The organism is Sphingosinicella sp. YJ22, from assembly GCF_011320075.1.
In the GTDB taxonomy this organism is placed as follows: domain Bacteria; phylum Pseudomonadota; class Alphaproteobacteria; order Sphingomonadales; family Sphingomonadaceae; genus Allosphingosinicella.
Map to the genome: position 1 here is coordinate 67,581 of NZ_JAANPA010000008.1, position 15,849 is coordinate 83,429.

Consider the following 15,849-nt stretch of genomic DNA (forward strand, 5'->3'; position numbering starts at 1 on the left):
TTCCCTACTCGTGCCAGCGACCACGTCCAGAGCGATGACAAGCCTGCGCCACGCCTTCACCAACTCAAGCGCGCTCGACCGTGCGGAATATGACACGCAGACCTGCGTGCTCGACCTCTGGTACAGCGGCGGGGACCGCTACAGCTATTTCATGGTCCCGCGACGAATCTATGACGCGCTGATCTCGGCCCCGTCGGCCGGCGCCTTCGTCAACCAGCAGATCAAGCCGCGCTACCGCTACGAGATCGAGGAGCGGCGCCGACGCTTCCGGCCTTCGGACGACTAGCGCGAAGGCGTGACTTCGAGACGGATCGCGTTTGCGCGAAGCTCAGGCCGCAGCAGCGGCGCCACTTCCGGAGATTCCTCGATCGAATCGAGGAAGCGCGGCTCGACTCGGGCGCGGCTTGCCTGCTCATAGGCGTAGCCCAAGGACAGGATCAGGGCGTCGGACCATTTGGGGCCGATGAAGGACAGGCCCACCGGCAGGCCGCGCACCAAGCCCATCGGGACGGTGAGATGCGGGTAGCCTGCGACCGCGGCGAGCCCGCCGGCGCCGCCGCCGCTGATCTGGTCGCCATGAACTGAGTCGATCGGCCAGGCGGCGGGCATGGTTGGACCGACGAGAGCCACGACATTGTGGTCGTGCAGCAGCTTGTCGATGCCCTCCGGGCCGGCGAGGCGAAGGCTGGTCGCGCGGGCGGTGCGATAGGCGTCGCTGTCGAGCCCGGGCGTGGCCTCGGCCTGCTCGAAAATGTCCTGGCCGAACAATGCGAGCTCGCGCGGGTTGGCGCGGTTGAAGGCGATGACGTCGGCGAGGGTGCGAGTCGAGACCGTCGCCGGGGTGGTGGCGAGATAGTCGTTGAGGCCGGCCTTGAACTCGTTGAGCAGGACGGTGAATTCGTTGCGGCCGATCTCGCCGCGGTTCGGCCCCTCATTGATGTCGACGAGGATGGCGCCCTGGGCGCGCAGCACGGCGAGCGCCGCCTCGAACCGTTCGTCCGTGCCGAAGCCCTCGGCGAAGCGCATCACGCCGATGCGGCGGCCGCGCAGCGAGTCGGCGGACAGCCGATCCGCATAAGGCTCGCGGCGGCGGTCGGCTTCCGCGGTGGCGGGATCGGCGGGGTCGCTGCCGGCCATCGCCTCGAGCATCAGGGCGGCGTCGCGGACCGTCAGCGTCATCGGGCCGGCGGTGTCCTGGCTGGCGCTGATCGGCACGATATGGGTGCGCGGAATCAGGCCGACGGTTGGCTTGAAGCCGACGATGCCGTTGATCGCAGCCGGGCAGGCGATCGACCCGTCCGTCTCCGTGCCGACCGCCATCGGGACCATTCCGGACGCGACCGCGGCGGCGCTTCCCGAGCTGGAGCCGCAAGGGTTGCGGTTGAGCGCATGCGGGTTGCGCACCTGGCCGCCGACCGCGCTCCAGCCCGAGATGGAGTCATTGTCGCGGATATTGGCCCATTCGCTCAAATTCGCCTTGCCGACGATCACCGCACCGGCGGCGCGAAGGCGCGCGACCAGTGGAGAATCGCGATTGGTGACGTTGTTGGCGAGGGCGAGGCTTCCCGCCGTGGTCGGCAGCGGCCCCAGAGTGTCGATATTGTCCTTGATCAGCACCGGCGTGCCGAACAGCGGGCCGCGCGCGCGGCGGATACGATCGAGCGTCTGCGCCTGGCTGATCGCGGTCGGATCGACGGCGATCACTGCATTGAGGCGCGGATTCAATTCCGCGATCCGCTCGAGCGCGCTGCGGGTCCTCGACTCCGCCGACGCGGCGTCGAGGACGATTGCGGATGCGGGGGCGGGCGGCGCCTCCCGGTTCTGCACGCAGCCGGCAAGCGCCAGAGCGAGCAACGGAAACGCGACCCCCCTCATCGACATCAGATGGTATGAACCTCTTTCCGCTCGGCCTTGGCGGCCGTGGCCCGTTCAATCGCATCCAGGATGATGCGGCAAGCCTCATCCTTGCCGGCCCAGTGACCGACGCGGACCCACTTCTCTGGCTCGAGGTCCTTATAGTGGGTGAAGAAATGCTCGATCTGCTGGCGGACAATCGCGGGCAGGTCGTCGGCTTCCTCGACCTTCTCGTAATAAGGAAAGGTGCTGTGCTCCGGCACGGCGAGGATCTTCTCGTCGCCGCCGGCCTCGTCCTCGAGGATCAGCACCGCGATCGGCCGGGCACGGACGACGCAGCCGGGAACGAAGGGCGAGCGAGCGACGACGAGGCAGTCGAGCGGATCGCCATCGTCACCCAGCGTGTGCGGGATGAAGCCGTAATTGGCGGGGTACCGCATCGGCGTGTGGAGGATTCGGTCGACGAACAGGGCGCCGGACGCCTTGTCGAACTCATATTTGACGGGCTCGCCGCCGAGGGGAACCTCGATGACGACGTTGACGCTTTCGGGCGGATTATCGCCCACGGGAACCAGATCTATGCGCATGGCGCGGCCCATAGGCGCAGCTTGGCCGGAATGGAACCGGCAACAGCCTTTCGCCAAACGACAAATCTGCTAACGGCCAGCGCCATGAGCAAGAGCCCGCAGCGCATCCGCGGAACGCAGGATATTTTCGGCGAGGACGCCGACCGATTCCAGACGGTCGTCGCCGCCTTCGAGCGGGTGCGCCGGCTGTACGGCTTCCGCCGAGTCGAGATGCCGGTGTTCGAGGCGACCCAAGTCTTCGCCCGGTCGATCGGCGAGACCACCGACATCGTCTCCAAGGAGATGTACAGCTTCGAGGACCGCGGCGGCGACAGCCTGACGCTTCGCCCCGAATTCACCGCCGGCATCTGCCGCGCCTACCTGTCCGAAGGCTGGCAGCAATATGCGGCGGTCAAGATCGCCACCCACGGCCCCGCCTTCCGCTACGAGCGGCCGCAGAAGGGGCGCTACCGCCAGTTCCACCAGCTCGACGCCGAGATCATCGGCGCGGGCGAGCCGGCGGCGGACGTCGAGATCATCGCGATGGGCGCTCAGCTCTTGGGCGAGCTCGGCATCGGCGAGCGGATCGAGTTGAAGCTCAATACGCTCGGCGATCCCGCGACTCGCGATGCGTGGCGCGACGCCCTGGTCGAGCATTTCCGCGCGCGCCAGAAGGACCTGTCCGAGGAAAGCCGCGCGCGGCTGGAGAAGAATCCGCTGCGGATCCTCGACAGCAAGGAGCATCAGGACTGGCCGATCGTCGACAGCTCGCCGGTCGTCGACGACTTTCTCACTCCCGACGCGGCCGACTATTTTGGACGAGTCACCGCCGGACTCGACGCCGCCGGGATCAAGTGGACGCGCGACCCGCGCCTCGTCCGCGGCCTCGATTATTACCGCCACACCGCGTTCGAGTTCGTCACCGAGGACCTCGGCGCGCAGAGCGCGGTGCTCGCCGGCGGCCGCTATGACGGCCTGATCGAGAGCATGGGCGGTCCGCACACGCCGGCGGTCGGCTGGGCGGCCGGCATCGAACGGCTGTCGATGCTGATCGAGCAGCCCGGAGCGACCGGCATGGACGCGGCCCTGGTCCCGCTCGGCGAGGCGGCCGAGGCTGCCGCGGTGCGCATCGCGGCCGATCTGCGCCGGGCCGGCATCGCCTGCGAGATGGCCTATCGCGGCAATATGAAACGGCGCATGCAGAAGGCCAATGCGAGCGGCGCCCGCTACGCGATCATCGTCGGCGACGACGAGCTCGCCCGAGGCGAGGCGGCGGTGAAGGACCTCCAGACAGGCGAGCAGCGCAGCGTGGCCATCGACCGGCTCGCCGAGGCGGTCCGCGGCGGATGACCCGGATCCCGGCCGAACGGATCGCGCAGATCGAGGCGCGGCGCGAGGAATTGCAGGCGGCGATGTCCTCGGGGGACCTCGAGCCGCAGGCCTTCGTCAAGCTGTCCAAGGACTATGCCGAGATCGAGCCGGTCGCCGAGGCGGCGCGCGAGGTGCGGCGGCTTCGCTCGGAGGCGATCGCGCTCGAGGCGATGACCCATGACGGCGACCCCGAGCTTCGCCAGATGGCCGCCGACGAGCTGCGCGACAACGAGCACAAGCTGGAGGCGGCCGAGCGCGACCTGGCGCTGAAGCTGCTGCCGCGCGACGCCGCCGACGAGCGTGCCGCGATGCTGGAGATCCGCGCCGGCACCGGCGGCGACGAGGCTGCTTTGTTCGCCGGCGACCTGCTGCGCATGTACCAGCGCTATGCCGAGGCGCAGGGCTGGCGGGTCGAGATCATATCGGCGAGCGCGTCCGAGGTGGGCGGCTACAAGGAAGTGATCGCGTCGATCACCGGCGCCGGCGTGTTCGCGAAGCTGAAGTTCGAGAGCGGCGTTCACCGCGTCCAGCGCGTTCCGGCAACCGAGAGCGGCGGGCGAATCCACACCTCGGCGGCCACCGTGGCGGTGCTTCCCGAGGCCGAGGATGTCGACGTCCAGATCGACGAGGCCAAGGATTTGCGCATCGACGTGTTCCGCGCCTCCGGCCCCGGCGGCCAGTCGGTCAACACCACCGACAGCGCGGTGCGCATCACCCACCTGCCCACCGGCCTCATCGTCATCCAGCAGGACGAGAAGTCGCAGCACAAGAACAAGGCCAAGGCGCTGAAGGTGCTGCGCACCCGGCTCTACGAGATCGAGCGCGAGCGGCTGGCGAGCGAGCGCGCCGGCGCGCGCAAGTCGATGGTCGGATCCGGCGACCGCTCCGAGCGCATCCGCACCTACAATTTCCCGCAAGGACGGGTGACCGACCACCGCATCAACCTGACGCTTCACCGCCTGCCCGAGATTCTGGAGGGGCCGGGCCTCGACGAGGTCGTCTCCGCGCTCGTCGCCCAGGACGAGGCCGAGCGGCTCGCGGCGCTCGATGCGTGAAGGTTCGCCAAGCCCTCGCTGAGGCCGAACGGCGGCTCTCCGCCGTCCCCGGCCAACCGCGCCAGGACGCCGAGCTGCTGATGGCGGCGGCGCTGGGGGTGGGCCCCGGCGAGATGAAGCTTCGGCATCTCGACGATCCGGTGCCGACGGCGTTCGAGGACCTTCTGCGTCGACGCCTGGCCCGCGAGCCGGTCGCCTATATCGTCGGCCATGCCGGCTTCTGGACGATCGAGCTGGAGGTCGGGCCGGGCGTCCTCATCCCGCGCGCCGACAGCGAGACCCTGATCGAGGCGGCGGTCGACCATTTCCGCGGCCGTTCGCCCGTGACCGTGCTCGACCTCGGCACCGGCCCCGGCACCTTGCTGCTGGCGGCGCTCGACCAGTGGCCGACGGCGCGCGGCCTCGGCGTCGACCGATCCGAGGAAGCGCTGGACTATGCCCGCCGCAACGCCGATCGGCTCGGGATTGCCGAGCGCTCGGAATGGGGGCTGGGCGACTGGTCGGACGGCATCGAGAGCGCGTTCGACCTCGTCCTGTGCAACCCGCCCTATATCGAGCGGGACGCGGCGCTCGATCCCGACGTGGTCGAGTGGGAGCCGCACGAGGCGCTGTTCGCTGGCCCGGACGGATTGGACGACTATCGCCAGCTGGCGACGCAGATCGAGCGGCTCGTCGCACCGGGCGGCGCCGCCTGCCTGGAGATCGGCGCGGGCCAGGAGGATGCGGTGCGGGAATTGTTCGCCGGCATGCCGTTCACCATATCGTCACGCAACGACCTTAGAGGTGTGACCCGCTGTCTGGTTCTGCGCCGCTAAACCGAGATTATGCTTTTTTTCTTGGATTTGCGGCGCGTGATGACTAGATAGGGGGTCAGGGACGGGGCCAGCCACAACGCTCGAGTATTGTGGAGCCGACCGTCGCTCAACCCCGATTGCTTCGTCGCAACGGCGCCTTTGGCGGGCGCGCGCGGCTACGACAGGAGGGAGCCTGCCGCAAAGCGGGCTTCTGGCCCCTGTGGGTGCTTCCCTAAGCGCCGGGCCGTCAGGATCGTGGATTGAGCTCGTGTGTGCGGCTGGGTGCCGCCAGCCGGTGAGGGAAAGATTAGACCACCTTTGGCTAGGATTTTAATTTGATCAACAATCGTCAGGGCGGCCGCAGGCGCGGTCGCGGCGGCGGGGGCCGGGCGCCGAACAGCGGCCCCAGCACAGGCAACCGCCAGGACAACCGCCAGCGCGGCAATGCGGCGCAGCTGCTCGAGAAGTACAAGCAGCTGGCGCGCGACATGCAAATGCAGGGCGACCGAGTCCAGACCGAATATTATCTACAGTTCGCGGACCATTATTTCCGCGTCCTCAACGAGAACCGCGCCCGCTTCGAGGAGCATCGCCGTCCCCGCGACGACGACTATTCCGACGAGGACGAGGGCGAGGAAGAAATGGCTGCGGCCGAGTCCGACGGCGACGAGGCCCCGCAGCAGCAAGGCGACGGCGACCAGCCGCGCAGCCGCCGAGGCCGCGATGACGGTGGGCGCGATGGCGACCAGCGCTTCGGCGAGGGCCAGCGCCGCCGCCGCGGCCGCCGCGACTTCAACGGCGACGAGGCTCCGCAGCAGTCGGCCGATGGCGAAGGCGAGAGCCGCATCGCGCTCGACAGCCTGCCGCCGGCCATCTCCCCCGCCCCTTCGGACGACGAGGGCGACGCCGAGGAGGCGCCGCGCCCGCGCCGCCGCACCCGCCGCCCGCGCGGCGAGGAAGGCGAGACCACGCCGGCCGCCGCCTAGCCAGCGCCGCTTTTGAAAACCGGGAACCCGGTCGGGCGACGCATCGCTCGGCCGGGTTTCTCGTATCTGGGCTAACCCTCTTCACCGATTGCTTTTCCGGACGGCCTCGCACAGGTTCGGGTGACGAGCCGGGGAGGATTGTCCATGCGTCGCCTGCTGCCGATCTGCGCCTTCATCGCCGCGCCTGCTTTGGCGCAGGACAATGCGATCCCGCCGCCGGGCGTGTCGGCCCAGGGCGACGTCTCGGTCACCATCTACAACAACGACCTCGCGCTGGTGCAGGACGTGCGCCAGCTGAACATCGCCTCAGGCCGCGTGCGCCAGGAGTTCCCGGACGTGTCCGCCCGAATCCAGCCGCAGACGGTGACGATGACCGGTGACGGCCTGGAGATCGTCGAGCAGAATTTCGATTTCGACCTGCTGTCGCCCCAGGCGCTGATGCAGAAGGCGGTCGGTGAGACGATCACCCTGGTGCGGACGATCCCGACCACCGGCGCCGAGACGCGGGAGCAGGCGCGGGTGCTGGCCGTGAACGGCGGCGTCGTCCTTCAGATCGGCAACCGCATCGAGGTGCTGCGCGACGACGGCATGCCGGTTCGGGTGATCTTCGACCGGGTGCCGGAGAATCTGCGCGCCCGACCGACCCTGTCGGTGACCTTCGACAGCCGCCGCGGCGGCCCCCGCCCGGTCAACCTCACCTATCTGACCAACGGCCTCGCCTGGCAGGCCGATTATGTCGCCCTGTTCGATCAGGCCGCCGGCCGGATGGACGTCCAGGGCTGGATCACCCTGACCAACAACAGCGGCACCGAATATCGCAACGCCAACACCCTGCTGGTCGCCGGCAACGTCGAGGCCAATTCCGATCAGTATCGCTACAGCCGCCCGACGCCGCCCCAGCCCGGCATGCGCCAGGCCGGCACCGAAAGCGCCGATCGCGAGCGGATCGGTGATTACTATCTCTATCCGCTGCCGGAGCGGACGACGATCGCCAACCGCCAGACCAAGCAGGTCAGCTTCCTAGACGTGTCCGGCGCCCAGGCGCAGCGCGCCTATGAATATCGCAACGGCTGGCTCGCGACCTTCGACGAGCCGCAGAACGTCAACACCGTGCTTCGCTTCTCCAGCTCGCGCGACCAAGGGCTCGGCGACGCGCTTCCGGCCGGCACCGTCCGGGTCTACCAGCGCGACGCGCGCGGCAACCCGCAATTCGTCGGGGAGAGCCGGATCGGCCATACGCCGATGGGCTCCGAACTCGGCCTCGTCACGGGCCAGGCCTTCGACGTGAAGGTCCAGCCGGTGGTCGAGAACCGCCAGCAGATCAGCGAGGAGCAGTGGCGGCTGACCGACCGCTTCCGCATCACCCACCCCGACGGCACGCGCACGACCGGTGAGCGCGAGACGCTCCGGCGCACCGACCATTGGCAGACGCAGATGCGCTACACGGTCACCAACGCGCGGCCGGAGCCGGTGACGGTGAGCGTCTATCAATCGGGCCTTGGCCGCTGGTGGGCGGACTCACGGATCGTCCAGGAGTCGCTCCCGCACGAACGGGTGTCGGACGACCAGGTGGTGTGGCGCGTGCCGGTCCCGGCGAACGGCACCGTCAACCTCAACGTCACCTACCAGACGCGTTACTGAGCCGATGCGCCGCTGGCGCCTTCCGGCCGGCCTCCTCGCTTCGCTCGCGCTGGGCGCGGGAGTGGCGCAGGCGCAAGGCGTGGTGACATCGCCGGCGCCGGCTTCGGTCGACGTCACGGTGTATCGCAACCCCAGTCGCAGTGCCGCGCAGGAGCTGGACCTGGACTGGCTCGGGGGCTTCGCCCTGGTCAGCGAGACTCGCACGATCACGCTTCCGGCGGGCGAGAGCGAGATCCGCTTCGAAGGCGTGGCGGGCGGAATCGTGCCGCAAAGCGCAATCGTCACCGGCTTCCCCGAAGGCATCGTCGAGCGCAACCGCGACGCCTATCTGCTCTCGCCCGGGACCCTGCTCGAGCGATCGCTGGGGCGGCGGGTGACGGTGCGCCGGACCTCGCGCCGGACCGGCGAGGTGCGCGAGGAGGAGGCGGTGATCCGCAGCGGCGCCGAGGGCGCGGTCGTGCTTCAGACCGCCGCCGGCTTCGAGGCGTTGCGTTGTACCGGCCTCAACGAGACGATCGTCTATCCGGAGGTGCCGCCGGGCCTGTCGTCGCGGCCGACCCTGTCGGTTCGGGCGCGCAGCGCGCAGCCGGTGACCGCGACTGTCACGCTCTCCTATCTCGCTCAAGGCTTCGACTGGCAGGCCAATTACATCGCGGACCTGTCGCCCGACGGCCGGACGGTGCAGCTCTTCGCCTGGCTGACTCTGGCGAGCAGCGACGAGACCAGCTTCCGCGACGCCGACGTCCAGGCCGTCGCCGGCCGCCTCAACCGCGAGCGGGTCGAGGTCCAGGAGGCCGAGGCAAGCCCGCTGAGCCTGCGATGCTGGCCCTCCGCGAGAACCAGCGACGTGGGAATGCTGGATGACCCCCGGGCCAATGGCAGGGGTCCCCCTCCGCCCCCCGCGATGATGTCACCGACGGCCGTGACGTCGGTTTCCGAAGAAGAAATGAGCATCGTCGTGACCGGCTCGCGGATCGCCCGTCCCGAGGAACTCGGCGATCTCAAGCTGTTCCGTTTGCCCGAGCCGGTCACCGTCGCGGCCAACAGCCAGAAGCAGGTGGCGCTGCTGGTCCAGCCGCGGGTGGCGGTTGAGACCGTGTTCCGCTCGCGGCTCGACCCGTCGTCCACCGAAGAATCCCAGGCCACCATGCGCTACCTGGTCACCCGCAACCGCACCGCGGAAGGGCTCGGCATCACGCTTCCCGCCGGCGGCATATCGCTGTTCACCCGAGCCGGCGGCCGGCGGCTGCTGATCGGGCAGGGCAGCGTCGCCGACCGGGCGATCGGAGACGACGTCGAGATTCAGCTCGGTGAATCGAGCGGTGTCAGGACTACGGTCAGCGAAGGCGACTTTGGCGACGACTGGACCGACTACACGCTCACCGTCACCAACGACCAGACGCGGCCGGTACGGTTCGAAGTGGAATTCTCTCTCGACGACGACGAGCGCTTCGACCGGCGAAGCGCGCCGCGCCAGCGCCGCGACGGCCGCCCGCTGTGGACGACCACGGTGCCGGCCAACGGCACCGCGATCTACCGCTATCGCCTTCTCGAGATCGAGCCGGAGGACTAGCCCCGCTTGACCGGGCGCGGGCGATGCTCGTCGTCGAGCGCGACGAAGGTGAACAGGCCCTCGGTGACCTTGACCGCCTGGCGGCCGCGGTCGCGCATGGCGATGACCTCGATCCGGATCGCGATCGAGGTGCGGCCGATCCGCTCGACCCAGGCATAGACCGACACCACGTCGTGGAGCAGGACCGGGGCGATGAACTCCATCGCCTGGATGGCGACGGTCGCGACCGGGCCGTCCGCCTCGCGCGAGGCGATGATGCCGGCGGCGATGTCCATCTGCGACAAGACCCAGCCGCCGAAGATATGGCCGTTGGCGTTGATGTCGCCGGGGCGCGGCGCGACCCGCAGGATCGGCTCGCGATAAGGCTCCTCGCCCGCCTTCGAAGCGCGGGCTTCAGCGGTCAGTTCGGTGGTCATTTCCAGTCTCCGGGAGTGGCATCCTCGTCGTGGCGCCGCCGCCGGTGAACGGGATCGTGAATTGGCATGGCTTTCAATTGGGCGCTGGCCGTGGAAGGATCAAGCGCGAGTCGAATGGCACGCAACGCACGGGAGAAGGCCATGACGGTCGCCGCGATCCTCGCCACCCGCACCGGGGACATCATCACCGGCGCCCCCGACATGCTGGTCCGCGAGGCGGTGAGCCTGCTGGCGCAGCGCAAGATCGGCGCGGTTCCGGTCATGGACCACGACCGTGTGGCCGGCGTTATGTCGGAACGCGACGTCATCTACTGCCTGGCCCGCGACGGCGCGTCGATCCTCGACTGGCCGGTCAAGAAGATCATGACCGCGCCCGCGATCACGGTCGAGCCCGACACCACGGCGCTGTCGGCGCTGTCGCTGATGACCAGCCGGCGGATCCGCCACCTGCCGGTGGTCGAGGGCAAGAAGCTGATCGGCATCGTGTCGATCGGCGACCTCGTCAAATACCGCCTCGACAAGATCGAGCAGGAGGCGGCCCAGATGCTCAACTACATCCAGAGCGCGTAACTTGGGGGCTACCGCGCCAGCAGGACCCGTGCCTGGGTGGCGATCTGGGCGAGCATCGGGGCGGTGGTGACCGGCGCCGTGCGGGCGCGCTCGACGGTGCGGCGGAACTGGTCGATCCGAGCGCCCTGATCGACGACCCACTTCTCGACCTCGGTGCGCGGGTCCTTGCCCGCCTTGGACCGGCGTTCCAGGAAGCCGAGGCGAAGCTCCTCGAAGTCGCGGGCGAGGCCGGCGGTGAGCAGCCGCTCCCACTGGTCGCCGCCGCGAAAGTGATTGGCCGCGTTCTGCGCCCAGTCGAGGCCGAGCGCTTCCCCGAGCTGGGTATAGGCCTTGGTGATGGCGATCTCGTCGACGCCGATGCGCTGGCCGAGATTGGCGAGGCCGATGGCACCGTTGAGCTCCTGCAGCCGCACGATGCGGTCGACCAGCTCCGCCGGGCCGCCGAGGGCGAGCAGGCGCGAGCGAGCGCCCGCCGCGTCGGCGCGCGGCTCCGGCCGCAGCAGGTCCTGGAGCGCCGCGTCGAGCTTGCTGAGCCCCGGCCGCAGCTGCTCGACGATGTCTCCCGGCATCAGGCTCGGCGAGGTGCAGCGGAGGATGTCGGCGATCTGCATCTGGAGGCCGCGCGACGCTTCCGCGAACAGCTGCAGGCGGACCTGCTCGGGAATGTCCGCTGAGTCGAGGGCGGCCCACAGCGAGTCCATGCCGAACAGCCGTTCGGCGGCGATGAAGGCCGCGGCGGCCTGGCCGAAGGACGCGCCTTCCTCTTCGGTCAGCGCGAACGACGCGGTGATTCCGAGCCGGTTGACGAAGCGGTTGGCGACCTTGGTGGCGATGATCTCGCAGCGCAGGCGATGATGCTCGATCGCATCGGCGAAGCGCTCGCGCATCTCCTCCGGGAAGGCGCCGGAAAGCTCCGCCGCCATGGTCGGGTCCTGCGCGATGTTGGTCTGCTCGACCGCTTCCTGCAGCGCCATCTTCGAGCTCGACAGCAGCACCGCCAGCTCGGGCCGGGTTAGGCCGCGGCCTTCCTGGGCGCGGCGGAGCAGCTCCTCATTGCCTTCCAGGCCCTCGACCACGCGGTTGAGCCGGCCGGCTTCCTCGAGCAGCTCGATCGCTCGGACCAGCGACGGCAGCGCCTCGGCGCCGCCCTGCTCGGCGATCGACAGCGCCAGAGTCTGGAGGCGGTTGTCCTCCAGAACGATCTGGGCGACCTCCTCGGTCATCCCGACGAGGACGGCGTTGCGATCCTCGAGGCTCAGCCGCCCCTCCTGCATCTCGCGGTTGAGCGGGATCTTGATGTTGACCTCGTTGTCCGAGCAGTCGACGCCGGCCGAATTGTCGATGAAGTCGGTGTTGATTCGGCCGCCATGCGCGCTGAACTCGATCCGCGCGGCCTGGGTGACGCCCAGGTTGGCGCCTTCGCCGATCGCCTTGGCGCGGACCTCGTCGGCATTGACCCGGACCGGGTCGTTGCCGGGATCGCCGGCCTCGCCATGGCTCTGCGTCGAGGCCTTGATGTAGGTGCCGATGCCGCCGAACCAGAGCAGGTCGACGCTCGAGCGAAGAATCGCCTGGATGAGCGCGGTCGGCTCGATCTCCTCGACCTCCAGGCCGAGCATCGCGCGGACCTCGCGCGACAGCGGGATCGACTTCTGGCTGCGCGGGAAGATGCCGCCGCCCTTGGAGATCAGCGTCTCATCATAATCGGCCCAGCTGGAGCGCGGCAGGTGGAACAGCCGGTCGCGCTCCGTCCAGGTCTTCGCCGGGTCCGGATCGGGATCGAGGAAGATGTGGCGGTGATCGAAGGCGGCCACCAGCTTGATGGCCTTCGACAACAGCATGCCGTTGCCGAACACGTCGCCCGACATGTCGCCGACGCCGGCGACGCGGATCGGGTCCTTCTGAACGTCGACGCCGATCTCGCGGAAGTGGCGCTGGACCGAGACCCAGGCGCCGCGGGCGGTGATGCCCATCGCCTTGTGGTCGTAGCCGTTGCTGCCGCCGCTGGCGAAGGCGTCGCCCAGCCAGAAGCCGCGCTCGGCGGAAATGGCGTTGGCGACGTCCGAGAAGGTCGCCGTGCCCTTGTCGGCGGCGACGACGAAATAGGGGTCCTCGCCGTCGCGGATGACCACCTGCTCGGGATGAACCACCTTGTCCTCGACGATGTTGTCGGTGACCGACAGCAAGGAGCGGATGAAGATCCGGTAGCTCTCGGTGCCCTCGGCGATCCACGCGTCGCGGTTCGACGCCGGCGGCAGCTGCTTGGGATAGAAGCCGCCCTTGGCGCCGGTCGGCACGATGACGGCGTTCTTCACGAGCTGCGCCTTCATCAGGCCGAGGATCTCGGTGCGGAAGTCGTCGCGCCGGTCGGACCAGCGAAGGCCGCCGCGGGCGACCGGGCCGCCGCGCAGGTGGATGCCCTCGACGCGCGGCGAATAGACCCAGATCTCGCGCCACGGCACCGGCGCGGGAAGGCCCGGGACCTGCGAGGAATCGAGCTTGAAAGCGAGCGCTTCCTCGGCCGCCGGCGAGAAGGCGTTGGTGCGCAGCGTCGCGGCGACGACTCCGCGGATGAGGCGCAGGATGCGGTCCTCGTCGATCGCGGCGACCTCGGCGAGGCCGTTGTCGATCGTCCGGTTGGCGGCGGCCACCGCCTTGCCGCGCTCCTCGCCGACCGCCGGGTCGTGCATCGCCTCGAACAGGCCGATCAGGCCGTGGGTGACCGCGGGCGCGCGGCGCAGCGCCTCGACGACGGTGATCATCGAATAGGACAGGCCGGTCTGGCGCAGGTAGCGGAACCAGGCGCGCAGCAACACGACCGCGCGCGGATCCAGTCCCGCGGCGACGATCAGCTGGTTGAAGACGTCATTCTCCGACGCGCCTTCGAGGACCGATGCAACGACCTCCTCGATGACGTCTGCACGCTCGAATACCGGCGTCGCCGACGCGCCGTCGGCGGTGACGACCGCGAATTCGTGGATGTGGCTGCTGCCCTCGTCCTCGAGCCGGGTCGGGGTCTCCTTGAGGACGTGGAAGCCGAAATTCTCAAGCACCGGCACGACGTCGGACAGCGCGACGAGGCCGCCCGAGCGGTAGATCTTGAGGCGGAGCTGGTTCTCGGGATCGATCGGCAGCCGATAGAGGCGGACCGAGCGATCGTGAGTGTCGGCGAGCGCCTCCAGGCGCACGACGTCCTGCGCGACATCGTCGATCGGGTAGCGCGAGCGATAGGCCGGCGGGAAGAAATGCGCCCGGCTGATGGTCAGGGTCGCCGCCCGGCGCGGCCCGACGATGTCGCCGAGCGCTTCCTCAAGGCTCGGCTCCCAGCCGCGCACCATCTCGTCGAGCTTCTGGTCGAGCTTGGCCGAATCCGGCGTCGGGCGCTTGGGATCGACGACCAAAGTGTAACGGACCGACGCCAGGTCGCCGTCGCCGAGGTCGACCGACCAGCTGGTCATCGTGCCCTTGGCCGCCTGCTCGATCATCTCGCCGATCTGGACTCGGCGGCGCGTAGTCAGTTCGTCGCGCGGCAGCCACACGAAGGCGAACAGATGGCCCTTGAGCTTTGAGCGGACGAGCAGGAGAGTCGGCCGCGGCCGGTCGGCAAGCGACATCGCGGTCGACACCAGCGCCTTCACCGAATCGCTGTCCAGATTGACCAGCAGGTCGTGCGGAAGCGAGCTGATCGCGTGGCGGACGGCCTTGCCGCTATGGCCCCTGGGATCGAAGCCGAACGACTCCTCGAGCTCCTTGAGCCGCCGGCGCAGCACCGGCACGGTCTCGACCGGCGCCTTCAATGCCTTGCTGGTCCACAGGCCGGCATGGACTCCGAGCGCGGCGATCTCGCCGTCCTCGACGATCGGCACCGCGATGAGGTCGAGCGGCACATGACGGTGAACGGTCGACTTGCGCTCGGCCTTGGCGACCAGCGGCACCTGGCCGCCCTTCTTGAAATAGGCGATGGCGCTCTCGCAGCCGCCCTCCTCGTCGGGCGGGGTCGGCGTGCGGAAGATGCCGAGGCCGCCCGACGAGGGCTGGCCGGGGCGCTCGACCTGATAGCCGAGCAGGGTCATGGCGCCGCCGGCGAACCATTCGAGCAGCTCGCGCCCTTCGGGGTCCTTGGCGAGCGCCGCATCGCCGCGCATCTGCTGCTGCATCGCGCGCCAGTCGGCGACCGCGGAGCGGACGTCGGCGAGAACCTTGTGAAGCTCAAAGGTGAGCTCGCGGCGGATCCGCGCGTCGGCGCGGTCGACCTCCATGTAGATGATCGATTCACGGATCGTCTTACCGGCCGAGGGATCTCCGATCGCAATGAGTTCGCCGTCGTCATTGCGCGCCACGTCGAGCACGGGATGGAGCAGGCGGTGGATCAGCAAGCCGCGCGCCGTGACCGCCGCGGAGGTCGAATCGACCAGGAAGGGCATGTCGTCGTTGACGATGGAGATGCGCATGCGGCGATGGCCGATCGCGCCGCCCGACGATTCGACGCGGACCAGGGGCACGCCTTTCTGGCGGCGCCAGGCGCACTCGGCCACGAACTTCGCGGTCTCGAGACAATCAGCCTGATCGAACCCCTCGACCTCTCCGGGCAGGGCGCCGTCGCACAAGGCATGGCTGAGGGAAGTAATAAGACGCTGGCGAGCGGTGAGGTCCGCTCCCATGCTGTCCGCGTTCATATGCGCCGCTCCCGAAACTCGCTGGGGACGCCGAGAGGGCGTCTCTCCGTTCGCGGGCGGCTATAGACCTGCCCGCGCGGGCGCTTCAAGGCTGGCTTGCGCCAAGTGAGATCAGTCGGAGGCGCGGGCGATGGCGTTGTCGATCAGCTTGGCGTCGCGCAGCGCGGGCGCGATCACCGCAAGTCGGCCGTCGCTCTCGCGGCGGGCGACGAGGAGGACGATCTCGCCCGCCTCGGCCCCGCCGGAATCGACCCCGTCGACGACGGCGAGGGCCGGCGCGGCCTCGAATCGGGCGCGCCGCTCGGCCGCCCGGTCGGGCTTCGGCGCGGGCCGCCGCGCCGCGCGCT

12 protein-coding genes and 1 pseudogene are annotated in these 15,849 nt (G+C 69.1%); 8 read left to right on the forward strand and 5 right to left on the reverse strand.

Annotation, left to right across the window (positions count from 1 at the left end; all coding sequences use genetic code 11):
* The first annotated feature begins 34 nt into the window (after window positions 1–34).
* Complete coding sequence (locus tag G7B71_RS04815; protein WP_166038421.1) at window positions 35–286, forward strand: KTSC domain-containing protein; 252 nt, start codon at window positions 35–37, stop codon at window positions 284–286.
* Here G7B71_RS04815 and G7B71_RS04820 read toward each other — a convergent pair.
* Both G7B71_RS04820 and ppa read right to left on the reverse strand, forming a co-directional pair.
* Window positions 283–1,881, reverse strand: a complete 1,599-nt coding sequence (locus G7B71_RS04820; protein ID WP_243406103.1) for an amidase — start codon at window positions 1,879–1,881, stop codon at window positions 283–285. The genes G7B71_RS04815 and G7B71_RS04820 overlap by 4 nt on opposite strands.
* On the reverse strand, window positions 1,881–2,441 hold the full coding sequence (ppa, locus tag G7B71_RS04825) for an inorganic diphosphatase (protein WP_166038423.1): 561 nt from the start codon (window positions 2,439–2,441) through the stop codon (window positions 1,881–1,883). Before ppa ends, G7B71_RS04820 begins: the two co-directional genes overlap by 1 nt.
* Before the next feature lie 84 nt (window positions 2,442–2,525).
* Here ppa and hisS point away from each other — a divergent pair, with 84 nt between their 5' ends.
* The 6 genes from hisS to G7B71_RS04855 all read left to right on the forward strand — a co-directional run bounded on the left by hisS (window position 2,526) and on the right by G7B71_RS04855 (window position 9,840).
* Window positions 2,526–3,770 (forward strand): histidine--tRNA ligase, encoded by a 1,245-nt coding sequence (gene hisS, locus G7B71_RS04830; protein WP_166038425.1) that lies wholly within the window; start codon window positions 2,526–2,528, stop codon window positions 3,768–3,770.
* Complete coding sequence (prfA, locus tag G7B71_RS04835) at window positions 3,767–4,846, forward strand: peptide chain release factor 1 (RefSeq protein ID WP_166038427.1); 1,080 nt, start codon at window positions 3,767–3,769, stop codon at window positions 4,844–4,846. Before hisS ends, prfA begins: the two co-directional genes overlap by 4 nt.
* Complete coding sequence (gene prmC, locus G7B71_RS04840; protein ID WP_166038429.1) at window positions 4,843–5,661, forward strand: peptide chain release factor N(5)-glutamine methyltransferase; 819 nt, start codon at window positions 4,843–4,845, stop codon at window positions 5,659–5,661. The genes prfA and prmC overlap by 4 nt, the downstream gene beginning before the upstream one ends.
* 314 nt (window positions 5,662–5,975) lie before the next feature.
* Window positions 5,976–6,626: a DUF4167 domain-containing protein gene (locus G7B71_RS04845; RefSeq protein ID WP_166038431.1), complete on the forward strand. Its 651-nt coding sequence runs from the start codon at window positions 5,976–5,978 to the stop codon at window positions 6,624–6,626.
* Window positions 6,627–6,770: 144 nt separating this feature from the next.
* A complete protein-coding gene (locus G7B71_RS04850) occupies window positions 6,771–8,267 on the forward strand; it encodes a DUF4139 domain-containing protein (RefSeq protein ID WP_166038433.1) in 1,497 nt (498 codons plus the stop codon).
* 4 nt (window positions 8,268–8,271) lie between these two features.
* A complete protein-coding gene (locus tag G7B71_RS04855) occupies window positions 8,272–9,840 on the forward strand; it encodes a hypothetical protein (protein ID WP_166038435.1) in 1,569 nt (522 codons plus the stop codon).
* On the opposite strand, the gene G7B71_RS04860 is transcribed toward G7B71_RS04855, so the two are convergent.
* The gene (locus tag G7B71_RS04860) at window positions 9,837–10,256 is read right to left on the reverse strand and encodes an acyl-CoA thioesterase (protein WP_166038437.1); all 420 of its coding nucleotides are present in this window, start codon (window positions 10,254–10,256) and stop codon (window positions 9,837–9,839) included. The genes G7B71_RS04855 and G7B71_RS04860 overlap by 4 nt on opposite strands.
* A 141-nt stretch (window positions 10,257–10,397) precedes the next feature.
* Here G7B71_RS04860 and G7B71_RS04865 point away from each other — a divergent pair, with 141 nt between their 5' ends.
* Window positions 10,398–10,826 (forward strand): CBS domain-containing protein, encoded by a 429-nt coding sequence (locus G7B71_RS04865; protein ID WP_166038439.1) that lies wholly within the window; start codon window positions 10,398–10,400, stop codon window positions 10,824–10,826.
* 8 nt (window positions 10,827–10,834) lie between these two features.
* Here G7B71_RS04865 and G7B71_RS04870 read toward each other — a convergent pair whose 3' ends face one another.
* On the reverse strand, window positions 10,835–15,502 hold the full coding sequence (locus G7B71_RS04870; protein ID WP_243406104.1) for an NAD-glutamate dehydrogenase domain-containing protein: 4,668 nt from the start codon (window positions 15,500–15,502) through the stop codon (window positions 10,835–10,837).
* A 111-nt stretch (window positions 15,503–15,613) separates the two neighbouring features.
* Window positions 15,614–15,849 (reverse strand): annotated as a pseudogene (locus G7B71_RS04875) (hypothetical protein); the annotation flags it as partial.

What these genes read in the sequence shown, in the direction of transcription:
- G7B71_RS04815 (WP_166038421.1), top strand. Translation starts at nt 35, where the DNA reads ATGACAAGCCTGCGCCACGCCTTCACCAACTCAAGCGCGCTCGACCGT.
- G7B71_RS04820 (WP_243406103.1), bottom strand. Translation starts at nt 1,881, where the DNA reads ATGTCGATGAGGGGGGTCGCGTTTCCGTTGCTCGCTCTGGCGCTTGCC.
- ppa (WP_166038423.1), bottom strand. Translation starts at nt 2,441, where the DNA reads ATGCGCATAGATCTGGTTCCCGTGGGCGATAATCCGCCCGAAAGCGTC.
- hisS (WP_166038425.1), top strand. Translation starts at nt 2,526, where the DNA reads ATGAGCAAGAGCCCGCAGCGCATCCGCGGAACGCAGGATATTTTCGGC.
- prfA (WP_166038427.1), top strand. Translation starts at nt 3,767, where the DNA reads ATGACCCGGATCCCGGCCGAACGGATCGCGCAGATCGAGGCGCGGCGC.
- G7B71_RS04850 (WP_166038433.1), top strand. Translation starts at nt 6,771, where the DNA reads ATGCGTCGCCTGCTGCCGATCTGCGCCTTCATCGCCGCGCCTGCTTTG.
- G7B71_RS04855 (WP_166038435.1), top strand. Translation starts at nt 8,272, where the DNA reads ATGCGCCGCTGGCGCCTTCCGGCCGGCCTCCTCGCTTCGCTCGCGCTG.
- G7B71_RS04860 (WP_166038437.1), bottom strand. Translation starts at nt 10,256, where the DNA reads ATGACCACCGAACTGACCGCTGAAGCCCGCGCTTCGAAGGCGGGCGAG.
- G7B71_RS04865 (WP_166038439.1), top strand. Translation starts at nt 10,398, where the DNA reads ATGACGGTCGCCGCGATCCTCGCCACCCGCACCGGGGACATCATCACC.
- G7B71_RS04870 (WP_243406104.1), bottom strand. Translation starts at nt 15,502, where the DNA reads ATGAACGCGGACAGCATGGGAGCGGACCTCACCGCTCGCCAGCGTCTT.